The following is a 16,012-nucleotide window of genomic DNA, read 5'->3' on the forward strand; positions in this document are numbered from 1 at the left end:
ACAGGCTCAAGATCATGTCCTCGACGTTGCCCAGCCGCCGCTTCCGCTTGGGCACGATCAGCGGCTCGAAGCTGCCGTTGCGGTCGCGCGGGACCTCCAACTCGACCGGGCCGGCGGTGGTGTGCACGGTCTTGCGGCCGTGCCCATTGCGGGAATTGCCCGACCCGATCCCGGCCGGATCACCGGTCTCATAGCCGAGGTGGTCGGCGATCTCCACGTCCAAGGCCCGCTCGAGAACGGCCTTGGTCATCCGGGCCAGCAGCCCGTCCGGGCCGTCGATCGCCGTGCCGGCGGCCTCGGCGTCGGCCAAGAGCCCGTCGATCGCCTGCGGGGACAGCATCCCGGCCAGCCGCTCGGCGGGGCCGGGGGCGCCCGACACCGGTTCCGGCGCCGAGGCGTTGCTCATCGTGCTCAAGGGTGCTCCTGTTCCAGCTGCCGGGTCAGCCCGGACAGCTATCTCAGGCCACGCCCCTTACACAGCTGATGAGACACGCCCGCCCGGACAAGGTCACCCCGCAACCCGGGTGCGGACCTCACCGCCCGGTGGGTGGGCGAGCTGGCCGCCCTGGGCTACCGCGACCGCCACCACCCCGTGGACCTGGCACCGACACCGGTCGGCACCCTCGACCGTGAAGACGCCGTGGGCACAGTGCTGACCCGGCTGGCTGCCGGCCGCTCGGCGTGGAACGCCGCCGACGTCCGCGGCGAGGTCGAGCAGCTGATCGCCGCCGCGGGCATCGTCGTCGACGCCGCGGTCCGCCTCGAGCTTGCGGAGGACCTCACCGCCCGGGCGATGGCCCGCTGTGTGCCGCTGCAGGACCGGCAGGGAGTTCCGGAGCACATCCGGGCGTGGACCTCCCAGCCGGTGCTCGACGTCGAGGACGACCTCACCAGCCGGTTCGCCGCCCGCAGCACTCACCTCGCGGCCGATCCGCAGCCAGGGCCGGAGCCGGCGCTGCCGCTGTCCGCGCTCGCGCGGCTGGACCCCGGCCAGGCAGCCGCGGCCGCCGCACTGGCCGGCGACCGGCCGCTGCTCGTGGTCGAGGGCGCGGCCGGCGCGGGCAAGACCACCCTGCTGGCCGCCGCCCGCGACCTGCTCGAGACCCAAGGCCGCCGGCTGATCGTGGTGACCCCAACGCTGAAGGCCGCCCGGGTCGCCGCCGCCGAGGTCGGCACCGCCACCGGGTCGGCGGCGTGGCTGGCCTTCCAGCACGGCTGGCGGTGGAGCACCCACGGCGCCTGGACTCGGCTGGCCGCCGGTGCCACCGACCCGCCCACCGGGGGCGTCTACGCCGGGCCGGCGCAGGCAGCCCGGCTGCGCGCGGGAGATCTGCTGGTGATCGACGAGGCCGGGATGCTCGACCAGGACACCGCCCGCGCCCTGCTCACCATCGCCGACGAGCACCAGGTGCGAGTGGCGCTGCTCGGTGACCGCCACCAGCTGGCCGCCGTCGGCCGCGGCGGCGTGCTGGACCTCGCCGTGCGCGAAGTCGACCCGCTTGGGCATCTGATCCTCGAGGAGGTGCACCGCTTCACCCGCACCGAGGGCACCGGCCGACCCACCCCCGATGTCGAGTACGCCGAGCTGACCCTGGCCATGCGCACCGGGACCGACCCGGGCGCGGTCTTCGACGCACTGGCCGCCCGCGGCCAGATCCGCCTGCACCCCGATGCCGCCGCGCTGCAGCAGGCGCTGGCCGCTCTCACCGCCGCCCATCACCGCGACGGCGAGCGCGTGGCGGTGGTGGTGAACACCCGCGAGCAGGCCGCCGAGCTGAGTTCGGCCACTCGGGACCAACTGGTCGCCGACGGCCGCGTCGACGACCGCGCCCCGGTCACGACCCGGGCTGGTCAGCGGATCGGCGCCGGCGACCGGGTCGCCACCCGCCGCAACGACCGCGACCTGGGCGTGGCCAACCGCGACACCTGGACCGTCACCGCCATCAACGAGCACGGGAACATCACCGTCACCCCCGATGTCACCCCCGCACGCACAGCCGCGGGCCGTGTCACCGGTGATGCCACCCCCACCGACGTCACCCCCGCTGACGACGTCTCCGTCAGTACGGAGAGGCGGGTGCTGCCCGCGGACTATGTCGCCCGCCATGTCGAGCTGGCATACGCCTCCACTGCGCACGGCGTACAGGGTGAGACCGTGCCTACCGCGCACGTGCTGATCGGCGAGCGCACCGGCGCGGCGGCCGCCTACGTGGGCATGACCCGCGGCCGCGAGGCGAACACCGCCCACCTCGTCGCCGACGACCTGGGCCAGGCGCGGGAGCAGTGGATGGCGGTGTTCGCCCGCGAGCGGGCCGACCTCGGCCCCGCCCACGCCGCCGAGCTGGCCGCCAAGGAGGCCGCCCGCTACGCCCGACCCCAACCGCTCGAGCAGGTGCTCGCCGAGCTGCACGCCGGGTGGACGGCCGAGCAGCGCTGCCAGGACCGGCTCGATGTCCTGAAGGTGCGGCGCGAGGTGCTGCGCTCGGTCGTCGCGGTCGATGCCGACCACGCAGACCAGCTGAGCGGACTGGAGGACCGGCACCGGGAAACGACGATCGCCGCACAGGAGGCAACGGATCGGGCCGCGGCTGCCGGTGCAATCGTCATCGGCGAGGCCGACCGCCTCCGTGACACGCTGCTCGACCGGTGGGACGCCCAGCGGGAGGACGCCCGCCAGGCCGCTCGGATCGTTCTCACCGGCCCGGGCCGACTCGGGCTCCGCCGCGCCGCCGTCCACCGCGCGGAGCAGCAGCTGACCGACTGGGCAGACCCCTGGCGGCCGTACCTGCCCACCCTGCCCACCAATCCCCGCCAGCTCGCCGCCGTCGCCTCCTCGGCCGACGACCGGCCGAGGCTGCGAGCCAGGCTGGACGACGTCGCCCGCCGTCGGGCCGAGACGACCCACCCCGAGCACGCCCGGCTGCGGGCAGCCGCTGACGCTGCCCAAGCCGCACACGACCACGTGTCCTGTGCCCTGCAGGACGCCCGCCGCCGGCAGGAGGACCGGCTCACCCGCCTCGCCGCTCACGACTACCTCGCCCCCGCCGCGCAGCTGGCCAGTGCCGGGCGGGACGTCACCGCGACCGAGCGTGAGCTGGCGGCCGCCCGCCTTCGCATCGCGGAGCTGGCGGCAGACCCGGCTCTGCTCGCCCAGCCGGCCGCCCGGTTGGCCCGGGAGCGCGACGCCTGGCGCACCCGTCGTGACGCCGTACAGGCCGCCCGCCGGACGGCAGCCTCCACGGCGTCCTCGCCCCGACCGACCCCCAGCGGGCGACCGTCGGAGCCGGCCTTCCACCGGACGCCGTCTCCCGGCACTGGCCCCGGCATCGGGCGATGACCTCGGGCGCCCCGCCTCCCGTGCCGTGGGCACGGGAGCCCAACTGGAGGAAAGCAGGAGAAAGACCGGAGCCGTTGGCTGTGGGCTGTCACAGATGGCCGCGAAATGACGCCTTCTGCAGGTGGACCCCCGCCCACGCCCGTCGAGCCCCGGAGACAGCCATGCCCGATCAGACACCCGGCCGTGATCACGCCGCCGAGCCCGCGTCCGAGCTGCTCACCATCGCCGAAGCGGCCCAGCTACTGCGCGCCCCCGTCGCCACCCTCCGGTACTGGCGCCACCTGGGCACCGGCCCGCGCAGCTTCCGACTCGGCCGCCGCGTTGTCTACCGCCGCGACGACCTGCACACCTGGATCGACGTCCAGCGCCGGCAGGCCGGCACCGGCCGTCCTTGACCGGAGCCATTGTGTCGGACAATAGTGACCGGGGGGAGATCCGGTTCACCCAGTCGGCGAGGAAGCACCGCATCGGCCGGGCCTCCGCCCGGCACGTGCTGGCCAGCACCGAGGCCACGCCGGTCACCACCAGCAGCGGCGCCGACGCCTGGCTCTACGTCGGACCCGACGAACGAGGGCGAGAGCTGGAGATCATCGCGCTCGAGGTTCAGCCGGCCGACGCCGGGCAGCCGTACCTGCTCGTCATCCACGTCATGCCCACCCAGCTCCGAGGATGAGCCCCATGTCCGACCGCACCCCGCCCGCCGTCACCCCGACCACGCCCATCGGCCCCGACGTCGACCTCGAAGCGGAGGACCTCCGGCTGGTCGACGGAACCCGGCTGACCGAGGACAGGGCGGCAGAGATCGTCGACGAGGTCCGCCGCCGCGTCGGGCGACCGTCCCTGACCGGCGAGGCCGCCGCCTCGCCGCGCATCGCCTTCCGGATCTCTCCCAGCGTCCGCGACCGGGCCGCCGAGATCGCCGCCCGAGAGGGCAAAACCATCTCCCAGCTCGCCCGCGAGGCACTCGAGGAGCGGGTCGCCGCGGGAGAACGACGAGCATGAGAGCGAGGCGATAGCGCAATGGCATCGATCGCCAGACGGCCTGACGGCACGTACCGGCCGCGCTTCCGCGACGCGTCCGGCAAGGAGCACGCCCGGCACTTCAAGCGGAAGGTCGACGCCCAGCGTTGGCTCGACGAGATGACCGCCGCGATGGTCACCGGGCAGTACGTCGACCCCGCGGCCGGCCGGGTGACCTTCCGCGAGTACGCCGAACGGTGGCGGGCCACCCAGGTGCATCGGCCGACCACCGCCGCCCACGTCGAGACCATGCTGCGCCGCCACGTCTACCCCAGCCTCGGCGACAAGCGGCTCGGCTCGGTGCTGCCCAGCGACATCCAGTCCGTCGTCAAGCAGCTTTCCCTGAGCCTCGCCCCGGCGACCGTGGGGGTGGTCCACCGGATCCTCGCAGGGATCTTCAAGGCCGCGGTCCGCGACCGCCGGATTGTCGCCTCACCGTGCGAGGGCACCAAGCTGCCGAAGATCCACCGGCAACGCATCGAACCGATGACGCTCGAGGCGGTGGAGGCGTTGACCGAGGCCATGCCGGAGAGGTACCGGGCGTTGGTCACCCTCGCGGCGGGCACGGGGCTCCGGCAGGGGGAGATATTCGGTGTCACCGTCGACCGCATCGACTTTCTGCGCCGGCAGCTCGCCGTGGACCGGCAGTTGGTCACCATGCCGGACCGTGCGCCACCTCGCGCCGCCCAAGACGCAGGCCTCCGTCCGGGTCGTGCCGGTCCCCCAGGTCGTCGTCGACGCCGTGGCAGTCCACCTCGTTACCTGGCCGACCGACCAGTTTGTCTTCACCACGGAGCTCGGAGATCCGATCCGCCGCACGGCGTTCTCGGAGCGCATCTGGCGCCCGGCGGTGAAGCGGGCCGGCCTCAGCGGCGTCACCATGCACGGCCTCCGGCACTTCTACGCCAGCCTGCTCATCCGGCACGGGGAGTCGGTGAAGACCGTCCAAGCCCGGCTCGGGCACGCCAGCGCCGCCGAGACGCTCGACACCTACAGCCATCTCTGGCCCGACTCGGACGACCGGACGAGGGCCGCCGTCGACTCCGTCCTCGGCCGAGTTGCGGACTCCCTGCGGACTGGCGCCGCACGCTGAACACAAACCTGCAGGTCAGCGGCGGGCGACGGACGAGTCGGCCTGTACGCCGGGTTCTGTCCCCGGGTGCCTCGCGGCATCCCGATGGGCGGCCATCCATCTAGGCCTGCCGTTGCCGGCAGGCTCCAGCGGTCCACCCGCAGGCATCGGGCGGGCAGCCCTCGAACGCCTGCGCAGGACGGCGGTGCGACCGCCGTCCCTCTCGACCTTGCTCCGGGTGGGGTTTACCGAGCCACACCGGTCACCCGGTGTGCGGTGGTCTCTTACACCGCCGTTTCACCCTTACCAGCGCGAGCGCTGGCGGTCTGTTCTCTGTGGCACTGTCCCGCGGGTCACCCCGGGTCGCCGTTAGCGACCACCCTGCCCTGTGGAGCCCGGACGTTCCTCGGCGGCGGGGTCTCCCCCGCCGACGCGACCGCCCGGCCGACTCGTCCGTCGTGCCGTCAGTCTAGTGACCGGCCTCAACCCCAGTAGAGGCGGAAGCCCACCCGGCGCTCGCCGTCCTCGGTCAGGGTCCCCATGTCGATCTGTCGACGTGTCTGCTCGTCGACCGGCTCGTCGGAGAGGGCCTCCAGGTAGCGGCGGTGCTCGGTCAGCGAGGCCACGGCCTTGTCGACCCCCGCGCTCACGTCCATCACGTGCGGCGGGTCGGGGTCGATCGTGTGCACCGCGACGTACTGGACGCCGGACCACCGCTCCTCGGTCAGCTCCGGGAAGATCCACTCGTTGGCGGCGTCGGCCACCGCGTCGAGCACGCTCTGGGTCAGCGCCCGGTGGTCGGCGGAGTTCAGGTAGCCCGGGGTGACGCCGGGCGGGGTCCACGTCGGGCCGCCGTACATGGTCAGCACCAGCTCGGGCCGGTGCCGGCGGATCGCGGCGGCCAGGTCGCGGCGCAGCGCCACCCCGGCCTCCAGCACGCCGTCCCGGTGGCCGAGGAACTCCACCTCCGACACCCCGACGACGGCGGCCGAACGGCGCTCCTCGTCCTCGCGCAGCGCTCCCGCCTCGGCCGGCGGCATGCCCGCGATGCCGGCCTCCCCGCGGGTGGCCAGCAGGTAGTGCACCTCCTTGCCGGCCGCCGTCCAGACGGCGACGGCCGCGGCGGCGCCGTACTCGATGTCGTCGGGGTGCGCGGCCACGACCAGGGCGCGCTGCCAGTCGTCGGGCATCGGGAGCGGGGGCATGCCCGGGAGTCTGCTCCCGCGGGACGGCGGCCCGCGAGGTCGTCAGGATGGCCGCATGGTCGACGACACGGACCTCGCCCACCTGCGCCGCTGCGTGGAGCTCGCCCGTGCGGCGCTCGACGCCGGTGACGAACCGTTCGGGTCGGTGCTCGTCGACGCCGAGGGGCGGGTCCGCTTCGAGGACGCCAACCACGTGGCCGGCGGCGACCGCACGCAGCACCCGGAGTTCGCCATCGCCCGCTGGGCCGCCGCGCACCTGAGCCCCGACGAGCGGGCAGCGGCGACCGTCTACACCTCCGGCGAGCACTGCCCCATGTGCGCCGCCGCCCACGGCTGGGTGGGGCTCGGCCGGATCGTGTACGCCAGCTCGTCGGCCCAGCTCGTCTCCTGGCTGACCGAGCTCGGTGTCCCGCCGGCGCCGGTCCGCCCGCTGCCGATCAACGAGGTGGCCTCGGGCGTGCCGGTCGAGGGGCCGGTGCCCGGCCTCGACGAGGAGGTCCACGAGCTGCACCGGCGCCGCCACGACCGGCCGGGTGGTACCGCCTGACGACGTGGCGCGGCCGGCCGCCCACCCGGGTCTCGCTGGAGGTCAGGCCGCGAGCAGGACCACACCCTGGACCGCTGCCGGCAGGAGCCCGAGGGCGAGGAGGGGCAGCCGCGCGCGTCGGGCGAGCGCCTTCAGCAGGCAGGCCATGGCCGCCACGCCGCAGAACGCCGAGACGCCGAGGCCGGCCACGGTGCCGCCTAGCCAGGCGCTCGTCCGGGGCGGTCCACCGGAACCGGCCAGGAAGGCGTAGAGGAGCGACCCGGACCCGAGGGCGAGGGCGAACAGCGCGGCGAGGACGCGTCCGTGACTGTCGTCGGGGGGCGGCTGCCCGGACGCGACGAGGTGGTCATCCGGCACGAGGTGGCGCCTCTCGACGAGGTGTGGAGACGGAACTCCGCAGCACCCGGGACAACGAGGACCGCGGCACGTGGTCACGCAGCCCCCGCACCTGCGGGTCCTCCGTGCGCGGACCGGGCGGCGCCCTGCCGGCAGCACGGCCACCGCCCCGCCTGGCGTCCGGCGACCTCCAGCAGGACAGCGACCAGCTCGTCCGGCGCGCTCACCATCGGGTCGTGGCCGGTGGCCAGCTCGACCAGCTCCCACCCCGGCTGCGACCGCACGAGCCGGCGCGAGAGGTCGATGGTCGGCAGCGCCGGCGCGGTGCAGTCGACGTACGTGCGCGGCCGGGTGGCCCACCGTCCGCCGTCGAAGTGCAGCGCCTCCTCGTAGGTCCCGCCCGGCTGAGGCGTCTGCCGCCGCTCCACCCAGGCCGCGTCGTCCCCGGTGAGCCGTAGACCGACGCCGGCGGTGGCGGGATGTGCCCGCGCTCGGCGATCGCCGCCCGGCGGGCGGCCCGCGTCTCCGGCGGGTTGCCGTCGGCCCAGCTCTCTCCGGGCGTCGGGACGACGGCGTCGACGTACACCAGCCGGCCGACCTCCTCGCCCAGCCGGTCGGCCGTCCCGGTGACGACGAGGCCGCCGTAGCTGTGCCCGACCAGCACCGCGCCCCGGCAACCGGCCTCGCGCACCGCGGTGACGACGTCCGACACGTGCGTGGCCAGCCTGATCGAGGGCGACAGCTCGGCCGCCCGCTCCCCCAGGCCGGACAGCGTCACCGGGACGACGCGGTGCCCGGCCTCCTCCAGCACCGGCATCACCCGGCGCCAGCACCACGCCCCGTGCCAGGCGCCGTGCACCAGGACGACGGTGGTCACCGGCCCTGCGCCACCTTCAGCGCGATGCGGATCAGCGGCACTTGCAGCGGCAGCCGCGCGGCGGCCACCGTCATGGGCAGCGCGCGCCGCGGCACCACCCGGAAGGTGTGCAGGTGCGCCGGCACGAAGGCGACCAGCAGCGCCGCCGCGGCCCAGCCCCCGGCCCGCCGCGTCGCCGGCACCGCCATCAGCCCGGCGGCCCCGATCTCGGCGACCCCGCTGGCGAGCACCCAGGCGCGCGCGTCGCCCAGCTCCGGCGGCACCAGCCACTCGTAGGTGCGCGGCCGGACGAGGTGCAGCACCCCGGACCCGCCGAGCGCCGCCGCCAGGACCTTCGCCGTCCGGGTGAGTTCCACGCCGTCACCGTAGGCTCGCCGTTCGTGTCCGCCCTCGACCTGGCCATCGCGGCGGGCGTCGCCCTCGTCGCCGGCGCGATCAACTCCGTCGCCGGCGGCGGCTCGCTGATCCTCTTCCCCACGCTCGTCGCGCTGGGCCTGGGGACGGTGGCCGCCAACGTCACCAACTCGATCGCCCAGTGGCCGGGCTACCTCGGCGGCGTCCTGGGCTTCCGGGCGGAGTACGCCGGCCAGCGCGGCCGGCTGCTCCGCTTCGGCCTGGTCGCGCTGCTCGGCGGGGTCGCCGGCAGCGTGCTGCTGCTGACGACACCCACCGCGGCCTTCGACGTCGTCGTCCCCGTGCTGGTGCTGCTGGCCAGCCTCCTGCTGGCCGTGCAGCCGCTGCTCACCCGGCGGCTGAAGCAGGCCGAGGACGGCGGCCCGCGGCGCGACCCGGCGTGGCTGTACGCGGCGCTGTTCCTGGCCACCGTCTACGGCGGCTACTTCGGCGGCGCGCTCGGCGTCATCCTGGTCGGCGTCCTCGGGGTGGGCCTGCACCGGCTCAAGCTGGCCAACGCGCTGAAGTCGGCGCTCTCGGCGGTCACCGCCACCGTCACGCTCGTCGTCTTCGGCCTGTTCGGGCCGGTCGACTGGCTGGTCGTCGCCGTCGCCGCCCCGGCCAGCCTGCTCGGCGGCTTCCTCGGCGCCCGCATCGCCACCCGCATCCCGGCCACGCCGTTGCGGGTCTTCATCGTCGCGTTCGGCGTCGCGGTGTCGATCTACCTGTTCACGCGGATCTGACCGCTGCCCAGATGGGGTGAACCCCGTTCACCCCAGCGGCCCGCCGTCCGATCAGGGGTACATGCCGCCCCGTCTGCACGTCCGGCTCCTGCCGGGTACCCCCCGCGGGGCGCTGCGGGTCACGCTGGTGCTCTCGGTCGCCGCGATCGTGGTCACCGCCGCCCTGGGCCCGGCCGTGGCCACCGGCTCCGATGGTGCCGCGCCGGGCCGGTTCACGCTCGTGCTCGCACTGCACGGGGCGATGGTGGGTCTGCTGGTGTGGCGGGCCCGGACCCTGCCCCAGGAACGGGCCGTCTGGTCGCGGATCGCCCTGGCCGGCCTCGTGTTCGCCGCCGGCGCGCTCGCCGCCGGTGTGCTCGCCGTGATCCCGGCGACGCGGTCCTTCACCGCCGTGCCCATGGAATGGGCACCGGTGGCGGCCTTCCCGTTGATCCACAGCGGCCTGGTCCGCTGGAACCGGTACACCACCGGCCTGGCCGACCCCAGCGACGTCCTCAACGGCATCTCCGGGGTCCTGGCGGCCCTGGCCGCGCTCAACGTCGTCCTCTCCGGCAGCGCGCTGACGGCCGGGCCCTGGTGGGAGGTCCAGGCCCTGCTGGCGCAGGTGGCGGTCGACGTCGTCCTGCTGGGCACCGCCCTGTCCGTGGTGGGCCTCGGCGCGATGGGCCGCGACCCCCGCAGCTGGCTGGTCGTCGCGGCGTTCGGGATCTCCGTGGTCGGGGACGGCGCGAGGTTGCTGGCCGAGGGGGCGCCGGTCGCGTGGGCGGCGACCGCGGAGCCGGTGGGCGCCGCGCTGCTGTGCCTGGCCGCGATCCTGCGTCCGGCGCGGACCACGCCCCAAGCCACCGACCCGGCGGGGTCGACGATCGGCTCGTTCGTCGTCATCACCGCCTCCACGGCCGTGCTGGTCGCTGGCGCGACGACCGGCGCGGCCGGGCCGGCCACCTGGTGTGCCGCCCTGGCCGCGCTCGGCGCGAGCGTGCGCCTGCTGGTCAACGTGCAGGAGCTCGCCCAGCTGGCGGTCACGCGCAAGGAGGCACTGACCGACGAGCTCACCGGGCTGGCCAACCGCCGCGCCGTCCTCCACCGGGTGGAGCAACTGTGCGCCGAGCAGGTGCCGTTCACCTTCGCCCTCCTCGACCTGGACAAGTTCAAGGAGGTCAACGACGGCCTGGGTCACGCCGCCGGCGACGACCTGCTCCGACTGGTCGCCGACCGCCTGACCCCGGCACTGCGCACCGGCGACCTGCTGGGCCGGCTCGGCGGGGACGAGTTCGCCGTGATCGCCGTCGCCGACCACGCGACCGCCCCGGACGCCGAGGTCCTCGGCCACCGGGTGCTGAAGAGCCTGCAGCGGCCCTTCCTCATCCGGGGCATGTCCATCCACGTCACAGCCAGCATCGGTCTCACCCGCTCCGGCAGCGGCGACCGCACCGAGCTGCTCCGTCAGGCCGACGCCGCCATGTACGCCGCCAAGCGCTCGGGCACGGGGCTGGCGGTGTACGACCCGTCCCGGCACGCGGACAGCAGCGGCCACCTCGCACTGGTCGAGGAGCTCCGCGCCGCCCTGTCCACCGGCCAGCTGGTGCTGCACCACCAGCCGCAGGTCGACGTCCGCACCGGCCGGACCCTCGGGGCCGAGGCGCTGGTCCGCTGGGCACACCCGGTCCGGGGTCTGCTCGCCCCCGCGCAGTTCCTCCCCCTGGCCGAGGCGCACGGGCTCATGGGCGCGGTCACCGACGAGGTCCTCCGCCAGGCCGTCGTCCAGGCCGCCGACTGGCGACGCCGCGGGCTGGACCTGCGGATCTCGGTCAACCTGTCGGCCAGCAACCTGCTCGACACCGACCTGCCGTCCCGCATCGCCGTCCTGCTGGCGGCCGCCGGGCTGCCGGCGGAGAGCCTGGTGCTCGAGGTGACCGAGACGGTGCTCATGGGTGAGGCCGAACGCAGTCAGGCCGTCGTCACGGCCCTGACCGAGCTCGGCCTCACGGTCAGCATCGACGACTTCGGCACCGGCTACTCGTCCCTGTCCTACCTGCGCGACCTACCGGTCGCCGAACTCAAGCTCGACCGGTCCTTCACCACCGACCTGCTCGTCGACGCCCGGACCGAGGCAATCGTCGCCTCCACCATCGACCTCGCCCACCGGCTGGGCCTGCGGGTGGTCGCCGAGGGCGTGGAGCGCGAGGAGACGCTGGCGCGCCTGGCCGACCTCGGCTGCGACGAGAGCCAGGGCCACCTGCATGCCGCCGCACTGCCAGCCGCCCGGTTCCACGACTGGCTGGACCGCGCCGGGACGACGGCACCGCCGGCCGGGACGCCCGAGCTGGTGGGTTCGTGACCCGCACCGTCCGGCCCCGACGGAGTGGCCTGGGGCACCGCTGAGGCGGGTGTGACGGAGGGGTCCACCCGGCCGTGGACACGCCCTCGACCTCCCCGCGGAGCCCGCGGCCCTGCCTAGCGTCGGGCCATGCGCGAGAACCGACTCTCCCCGGTCCGGAACGCGAACGACACCGCCCGGGTGCAGCAGCTGCACCTGATCGCCGCCGCGCGGGCCGCGGCCGTGCGGCCGACGTCCGCGCAGCAGGTCTCCGACATCGTCCGCGTCACCGTGGACGACGAGGTCGACACCCGCACCTTCCGGGCGATCGTCACCGACATCTCCGACGACCTGCTCCGCTGAACCCCCCGGCGATTTCCGCGGAAATCGCCGGGGCTCACTCGCCGCCGCGGCCGGGCTCTCCGATCGCGATCATCGCTTCGACCGCCCGCCGTGCCCGGGCGGCGGTCTCCGGGTCGACGTCCACCGCGCCCTCGCCGGTGCGCAGCGTCCGCAGCAGCTTGGCCGGCGTGATCATCTTCATGTAGCGGCAGGCGGCGCGGTCGTTCATCGGGATGAACTGCGTGCCGGAGTTCAGCGCCCGCAGCTGGTGCAGGATGCCGACCTCGGTGGCCACCAGCACCTGGCCGGCCGTCGTGGTGGCCGCCTGCTCGACCATGCCGCCGGTGGACAGCACGCGGGTGCGCTCGGCCGGCAGGTCGCCGTGGCTGACCAGGTCGAGCACCGACGTGGTGCAGCCGCACTCGGGGTGCACGAGGATCTCGGCGTCCGGGTGGGCGGCCACCTGCGCGCGGACGTCGGACGGGCTGATGCCGGCGTGCACGTGGCACTCCCCCGCCCACACGTGGATGTTGCTGCGCCCGGTGACCCGCTTGACGTGCGCGCCGAGGAACTGGTCGGGGCAGAAGAGGATGTCGCGGTCCTCGGGGATCGAGCGGACCACGTCGGCGGCGTTGGACGACGTGCAGCAGATGTCGGTCTCGGCCTTCACCGCCGCGGTGGTGTTCACGTAGCTGACGACGACCGCGCCGGGGTGCTCGGCCTTCCACTCGCGCAGCTGCTCGGCGGTGATCGAGTCGGCCAGCGAGCAGCCGGCCTCGTGGTCGGGCAGCAGCACGGTCTTGTCCGGCGACAGGATCTTCGCCGTCTCCGCCATGAAGTGGACGCCGCAGAAGACGATCTCGCGGGCGTCGGTCTGCGCCGCGACCCGCGACAGGTACAGCGAGTCGCCGGTGAAGTGGGCGACGTCCTGGATCTCGGGGACCTGGTAGTTGTGCGCCAGGATCACCGCGCCGCGCTCCTCGGCCAGCCGGCGGACCTCCGCCGCCCACGTCTCGTACTCGGCCGGCGAGAGGGTGCGCTCGTCGCCGGCGACGGCGGGGGTGGCGGGCGCGATGGTGGCGGTCACGGAGCTCCTCGGCTGGGTGGGGGGCGGCCACATGATCCCCCGCGCCGGACGGCGGCTGTGGCGCGGGGCACCCTGCTCAACATCCGCCGGGCCGCACCCCTTCCCGCGGCCGGCCTGCCGCGGCCGGGCAGGATGCCGCCAGGAACGTCGGAGCACCCGTGGAGGTCCGGTGACCAGTCCGCTCGAGTCCGTCGCGTGGATCCACGGCGCTCGGGACTGCTCGCGGACGAGCGACCCGCTGATCCAGGTCCATCGCCTGGACCGCGACACGTTCGTCCTGCGGCTGAGCAAGTGCTACAGCTTCGAGGCGAACTTCCTCTACCTGCTGTTAGCCCGGGAGCGGGGCCTCCTGCTGGACACGGGCGCCCGTCCCGACGCCGGCGCGCGCGACCGGAGCCTGCCGCTGCGCCGCACCGTGGACGACGTCATCACCGGCTGGTCGACGGAGCGCGGCCTGCCCGAGCCGGACCTGGTCGTCGCCCACACCCACGCCCACGGAGACCATGTGTCCGGCGACCACCAGTTCACCAACAGGCCGCAGACCCGCGTGGTGGCGCCCACGCTCCCCGAGGTGACCGGTTTCTTGGGCCTGCCGGACTGGCCGGACGGTCGGGCCGACCTCGACCTCGGCGGCCGGCGGGTGACCGTCCTCCCGATCCCCGGGCACGAGCCGACGCACATCGCCGTCCACGACTCCCGGACCCGGGCCCTGTTCACCGGCGACATGCTCTATCCCGGCCTCCTCACCGTGCGGGACTGGCCCGCCTACCGGCGCAGCGCCGCTCGGCTCGCGGACCTCGTGCGGCAGGAGGGGGTCTCCGTCGTCCTGGGCGCCCACATCGAGATGACCAGGACACCGGGCGAGCTCTACCCGCTGGGGACGACGCACCAGCCCGACGAGCACCCCCTCCCCCTCACGCCGGCCCACGTCCTCGAGTTCCACGAGGCCTGCGAGGCGATGGCCGAGGCGCCGCACCTCGACGTCCACGACGACTTCGTCATCCGCCCACCCCTCCCGGACGAGCCGCGGTCCGGCGCGGTCGACGGCTCAGCACTGCCCCGGAGTGGGTGAGGAGCCCGCCGGCCCCCCGGCGAGCGGGGCCCGCAGCACCGCCGCACGGGCCTGGAGGGCCAGCCACAGCTCCATCCGCTGGTCCGCACGCTCGAGCGGCCGGCCGGTCAGCGCCGCCACGCGGGCTATCCGGTTGCGGACGGTGTTGCGGTGCACCGACAGAGCGGCGGCCGCGACCTCCCAGGCGCCATTGGCCTGCAACCACCCCTCGAGGGTGTGGAGCAACTCCACCCGCTCTCGCCCGTCGAGGGAGTCGAGGGGGGCCAGGACGGCGTCGCTGTAGGACGAGAGGAGCTCCGGCGGCCCCAGTTGGAGGAGCAGCTGCGTCGCGCTGCTCTCCTCTGCCTGCACCGCCCGACCGAGGTGGGCGCTGACCTGGGCGAGCGAGTCGGCCTGCCGGGCGCTGACGTGAAGTTCGCCGAGCCGGGTGAGGGCGCTGATGCCGATGGGCCGGCCCCGCGCGGCCCGCTCGAGCGCAGGGACCAGCTCCGGCACATCGGGCACCAGGAGGTCGACCGCCGACGCACGGGGGCGGGCCACGGCCTGGTGCAGGGCCGACGTGAGCACGGCCGCCACCTCCTGGGACCGCTCCTGTTCCGCCAGCCGAACCACGACCACCCGCAGCGGCCCGGGCGGCAGGCCGATGCTCGCGGCCAGTCGGGGTGCCTGGTGCGGCCGCAGTCCGGAGGAGAGCAGCTGGGCGACGACGTGCGCGCGACGCCGCCGCTCGGGGTCGCCCGCGGCGTGCCGGTGGTCCAGCTCGAGCGAGAGAAGGGAGACCAGCACCGCGAGGGCGTGCATGGCCCGGGCGTCGCCGCTGCGCTCGAGGAGCAGCAGGCCGCGAGGACTCGACGCGCCGAGAGTGAGGACCTGCACGTCCTCCACCTCTCCCGATCCCGGAGGCGGCAGGGAGCCGCCCAACGCCTCCTCCAGTGCCGGCCCCGCGCGCCCGGCGAGCTGGTCGGCCCCCACCCCGGCCGACGCGACCGGGTCCCCACGCAGGTCGGTGACCACCACGGCCGTGCCCAGCGCCGATGCCCATGCGTCGACCACCGCACCGAGGGGATCGGCACCGGCCGCTGCAGCGGTGAGGTCGCGGGTGATCGCGACGGCGTCCTGCCACTCACGGCGCTCGGCCTCGGCGAGCTGCGCGAAGACCCACTTGGTGACCGCGATGAAGGGGACCGGGTCCGGCAGCAGCAACAGTGGCAGCCCGTGCTCGTCGGCGGCGCGCGCCAGTGCGGCCGGGGCCCCCTGGTGCGGCAGATCCCGGCCGAGTCCCAGGACCAGGGCGCTGACGCCGCCGTGGACGCAGTCCTCGACGTACTGGTGGCAGCCGGGCAGGTCCTCGGGCAGGAACAGCCCCACCGTCATGAGCAGCTCGCCACCCTGGAGCCATGCGCTCGGCCGGGTGAGCTCTGAGACGTGGGCGGCCACCACGGCACGCTCCAGGCCCTGCCGCCCGGCCGCGAGCGTCAGCTGCAGGGACGGCTCGGCGAGCAGCTCACGGACCGTGATCACGGGCGGGATTGTACGAAACATCCAACGATTCGGAGCAGACGGTACAGATCCGTTCTAGGCGCGGGCCTATCTCGCCCCTACCGTGTCGGCGGACGCTGTGCCGTTTATCACACGCCGACCGGCGTGCCGTCCCCCGTCGC

The 16,012-nt window shown here is 74.5% G+C and carries 17 protein-coding genes, 1 other RNA gene and 1 pseudogene; 11 read left to right on the forward strand and 8 right to left on the reverse strand.

Annotation, left to right across the window (positions count from 1 at the left end):
* A partial coding sequence (locus tag CNO22_RS05240; protein ID WP_198588121.1) for a transposase occupies positions 1-349 on the reverse strand: 349 nt, incomplete at its 3' end.
* A 198-nt stretch (positions 350-547) separates the two neighbouring features.
* Between CNO22_RS05240 and CNO22_RS05245 the strand changes: the two genes are divergently transcribed.
* The 6 genes and pseudogenes from CNO22_RS05245 to CNO22_RS28155 all read left to right on the forward strand — a co-directional run bounded on the left by CNO22_RS05245 (position 548) and on the right by CNO22_RS28155 (position 5,450).
* Positions 548-3,337, forward strand: coding sequence for an ATP-dependent DNA helicase (locus CNO22_RS05245; RefSeq protein ID WP_332870060.1), 2,790 nt, complete (start codon positions 548-550; stop codon positions 3,335-3,337).
* A 161-nt stretch (positions 3,338-3,498) separates the two neighbouring features.
* Entirely contained in the window at positions 3,499-3,732 is a 234-nt protein-coding gene (locus CNO22_RS05250) for a helix-turn-helix transcriptional regulator (protein WP_100498288.1), read from the forward strand.
* 11 nt (positions 3,733-3,743) lie between these two features.
* Positions 3,744-4,010 (forward strand): hypothetical protein, encoded by a 267-nt coding sequence (locus CNO22_RS05255; RefSeq protein ID WP_100498289.1) that lies wholly within the window; start codon positions 3,744-3,746, stop codon positions 4,008-4,010.
* Between the two features lie 5 nt (positions 4,011-4,015).
* Positions 4,016-4,339, forward strand: a complete 324-nt coding sequence (locus CNO22_RS05260) for a CopG family transcriptional regulator (RefSeq protein WP_100498290.1) — start codon at positions 4,016-4,018, stop codon at positions 4,337-4,339.
* A 150-nt stretch (positions 4,340-4,489) separates the two neighbouring features.
* Positions 4,490-4,741, forward strand: a pseudogene (locus CNO22_RS30065) (tyrosine-type recombinase/integrase); the annotation flags it as partial.
* 283 nt (positions 4,742-5,024) lie between these two features.
* The gene (locus CNO22_RS28155) at positions 5,025-5,450 is read left to right on the forward strand and encodes a tyrosine-type recombinase/integrase (RefSeq protein WP_198588116.1); all 426 of its coding nucleotides are present in this window, start codon (positions 5,025-5,027) and stop codon (positions 5,448-5,450) included.
* 29 nt (positions 5,451-5,479) lie between these two features.
* Here the strand turns inward: CNO22_RS28155 and rnpB are convergent.
* Together rnpB and CNO22_RS05275 are read right to left on the reverse strand one after the other, a co-directional pair.
* Positions 5,480-5,881, reverse strand: an RNA gene (gene rnpB / locus CNO22_RS05270) — RNase P RNA component class A.
* Between the two features lie 30 nt (positions 5,882-5,911).
* Positions 5,912-6,634, reverse strand: a complete 723-nt coding sequence (locus tag CNO22_RS05275) for a PIG-L deacetylase family protein (protein ID WP_100498291.1) — start codon at positions 6,632-6,634, stop codon at positions 5,912-5,914.
* Positions 6,635-6,689: 55 nt separating this feature from the next.
* Here CNO22_RS05275 and CNO22_RS05280 point away from each other — a divergent pair, with 55 nt between their 5' ends.
* Entirely contained in the window at positions 6,690-7,181 is a 492-nt protein-coding gene (locus CNO22_RS05280) for a nucleoside deaminase (protein WP_100498292.1), read from the forward strand.
* Positions 7,182-7,223: 42 nt separating this feature from the next.
* Here the strand turns inward: CNO22_RS05280 and CNO22_RS05285 are convergent, their stop codons facing one another.
* The 3 genes from CNO22_RS05285 to CNO22_RS05295 all read right to left on the reverse strand — a co-directional run bounded on the left by CNO22_RS05285 (position 7,224) and on the right by CNO22_RS05295 (position 8,750).
* Positions 7,224-7,538, reverse strand: a complete 315-nt coding sequence (locus CNO22_RS05285) for a hypothetical protein (RefSeq protein ID WP_100498293.1) — start codon at positions 7,536-7,538, stop codon at positions 7,224-7,226.
* Between the two features lie 202 nt (positions 7,539-7,740).
* On the reverse strand, positions 7,741-8,394 hold the full coding sequence (locus CNO22_RS05290) for an alpha/beta fold hydrolase (protein WP_198588117.1): 654 nt from the start codon (positions 8,392-8,394) through the stop codon (positions 7,741-7,743).
* Entirely contained in the window at positions 8,391-8,750 is a 360-nt protein-coding gene (locus tag CNO22_RS05295; protein WP_100498294.1) for a DoxX family protein, read from the reverse strand. Before CNO22_RS05295 ends, CNO22_RS05290 begins: the two co-directional genes overlap by 4 nt.
* 24 nt (positions 8,751-8,774) lie before the next feature.
* On the opposite strand from CNO22_RS05295, the gene CNO22_RS05300 reads away from it, so the two are divergent.
* The 3 genes from CNO22_RS05300 (at position 8,775) to CNO22_RS05310 (ending at position 12,213) form a co-directional block, all read left to right on the forward strand.
* Positions 8,775-9,530, forward strand: coding sequence for a sulfite exporter TauE/SafE family protein (locus tag CNO22_RS05300; RefSeq protein ID WP_100498295.1), 756 nt, complete (start codon positions 8,775-8,777; stop codon positions 9,528-9,530).
* 61 nt (positions 9,531-9,591) lie between these two features.
* Positions 9,592-11,871, forward strand: a complete 2,280-nt coding sequence (locus CNO22_RS05305) for a putative bifunctional diguanylate cyclase/phosphodiesterase (protein WP_100498296.1) — start codon at positions 9,592-9,594, stop codon at positions 11,869-11,871.
* A 129-nt stretch (positions 11,872-12,000) separates the two neighbouring features.
* Positions 12,001-12,213, forward strand: coding sequence for a hypothetical protein (locus CNO22_RS05310; protein ID WP_100498297.1), 213 nt, complete (start codon positions 12,001-12,003; stop codon positions 12,211-12,213).
* 34 nt (positions 12,214-12,247) lie between these two features.
* Here CNO22_RS05310 and nadA read toward each other — a convergent pair whose 3' ends face one another.
* Positions 12,248-13,279 (reverse strand): quinolinate synthase NadA, encoded by a 1,032-nt coding sequence (gene nadA / locus CNO22_RS05315; RefSeq protein WP_232806809.1) that lies wholly within the window; start codon positions 13,277-13,279, stop codon positions 12,248-12,250.
* 169 nt (positions 13,280-13,448) lie between these two features.
* Here nadA and CNO22_RS05320 point away from each other — a divergent pair, with 169 nt between their 5' ends.
* Complete coding sequence (locus tag CNO22_RS05320; protein ID WP_157936813.1) at positions 13,449-14,351, forward strand: MBL fold metallo-hydrolase; 903 nt, start codon at positions 13,449-13,451, stop codon at positions 14,349-14,351.
* Here the strand turns inward: CNO22_RS05320 and CNO22_RS05325 are convergent.
* The gene (locus tag CNO22_RS05325) at positions 14,328-15,872 is read right to left on the reverse strand and encodes a PucR family transcriptional regulator (RefSeq protein WP_100498299.1); all 1,545 of its coding nucleotides are present in this window, start codon (positions 15,870-15,872) and stop codon (positions 14,328-14,330) included. The two genes, CNO22_RS05320 and CNO22_RS05325, sit on opposite strands and share 24 nt — an antisense overlap.
* Positions 15,873-16,012 lie beyond the last annotated feature (140 nt).

This window comes from Geodermatophilus chilensis (assembly GCF_002802985.1).
Lineage (GTDB): Bacteria > Actinomycetota > Actinomycetes > Mycobacteriales > Geodermatophilaceae > Geodermatophilus > Geodermatophilus chilensis.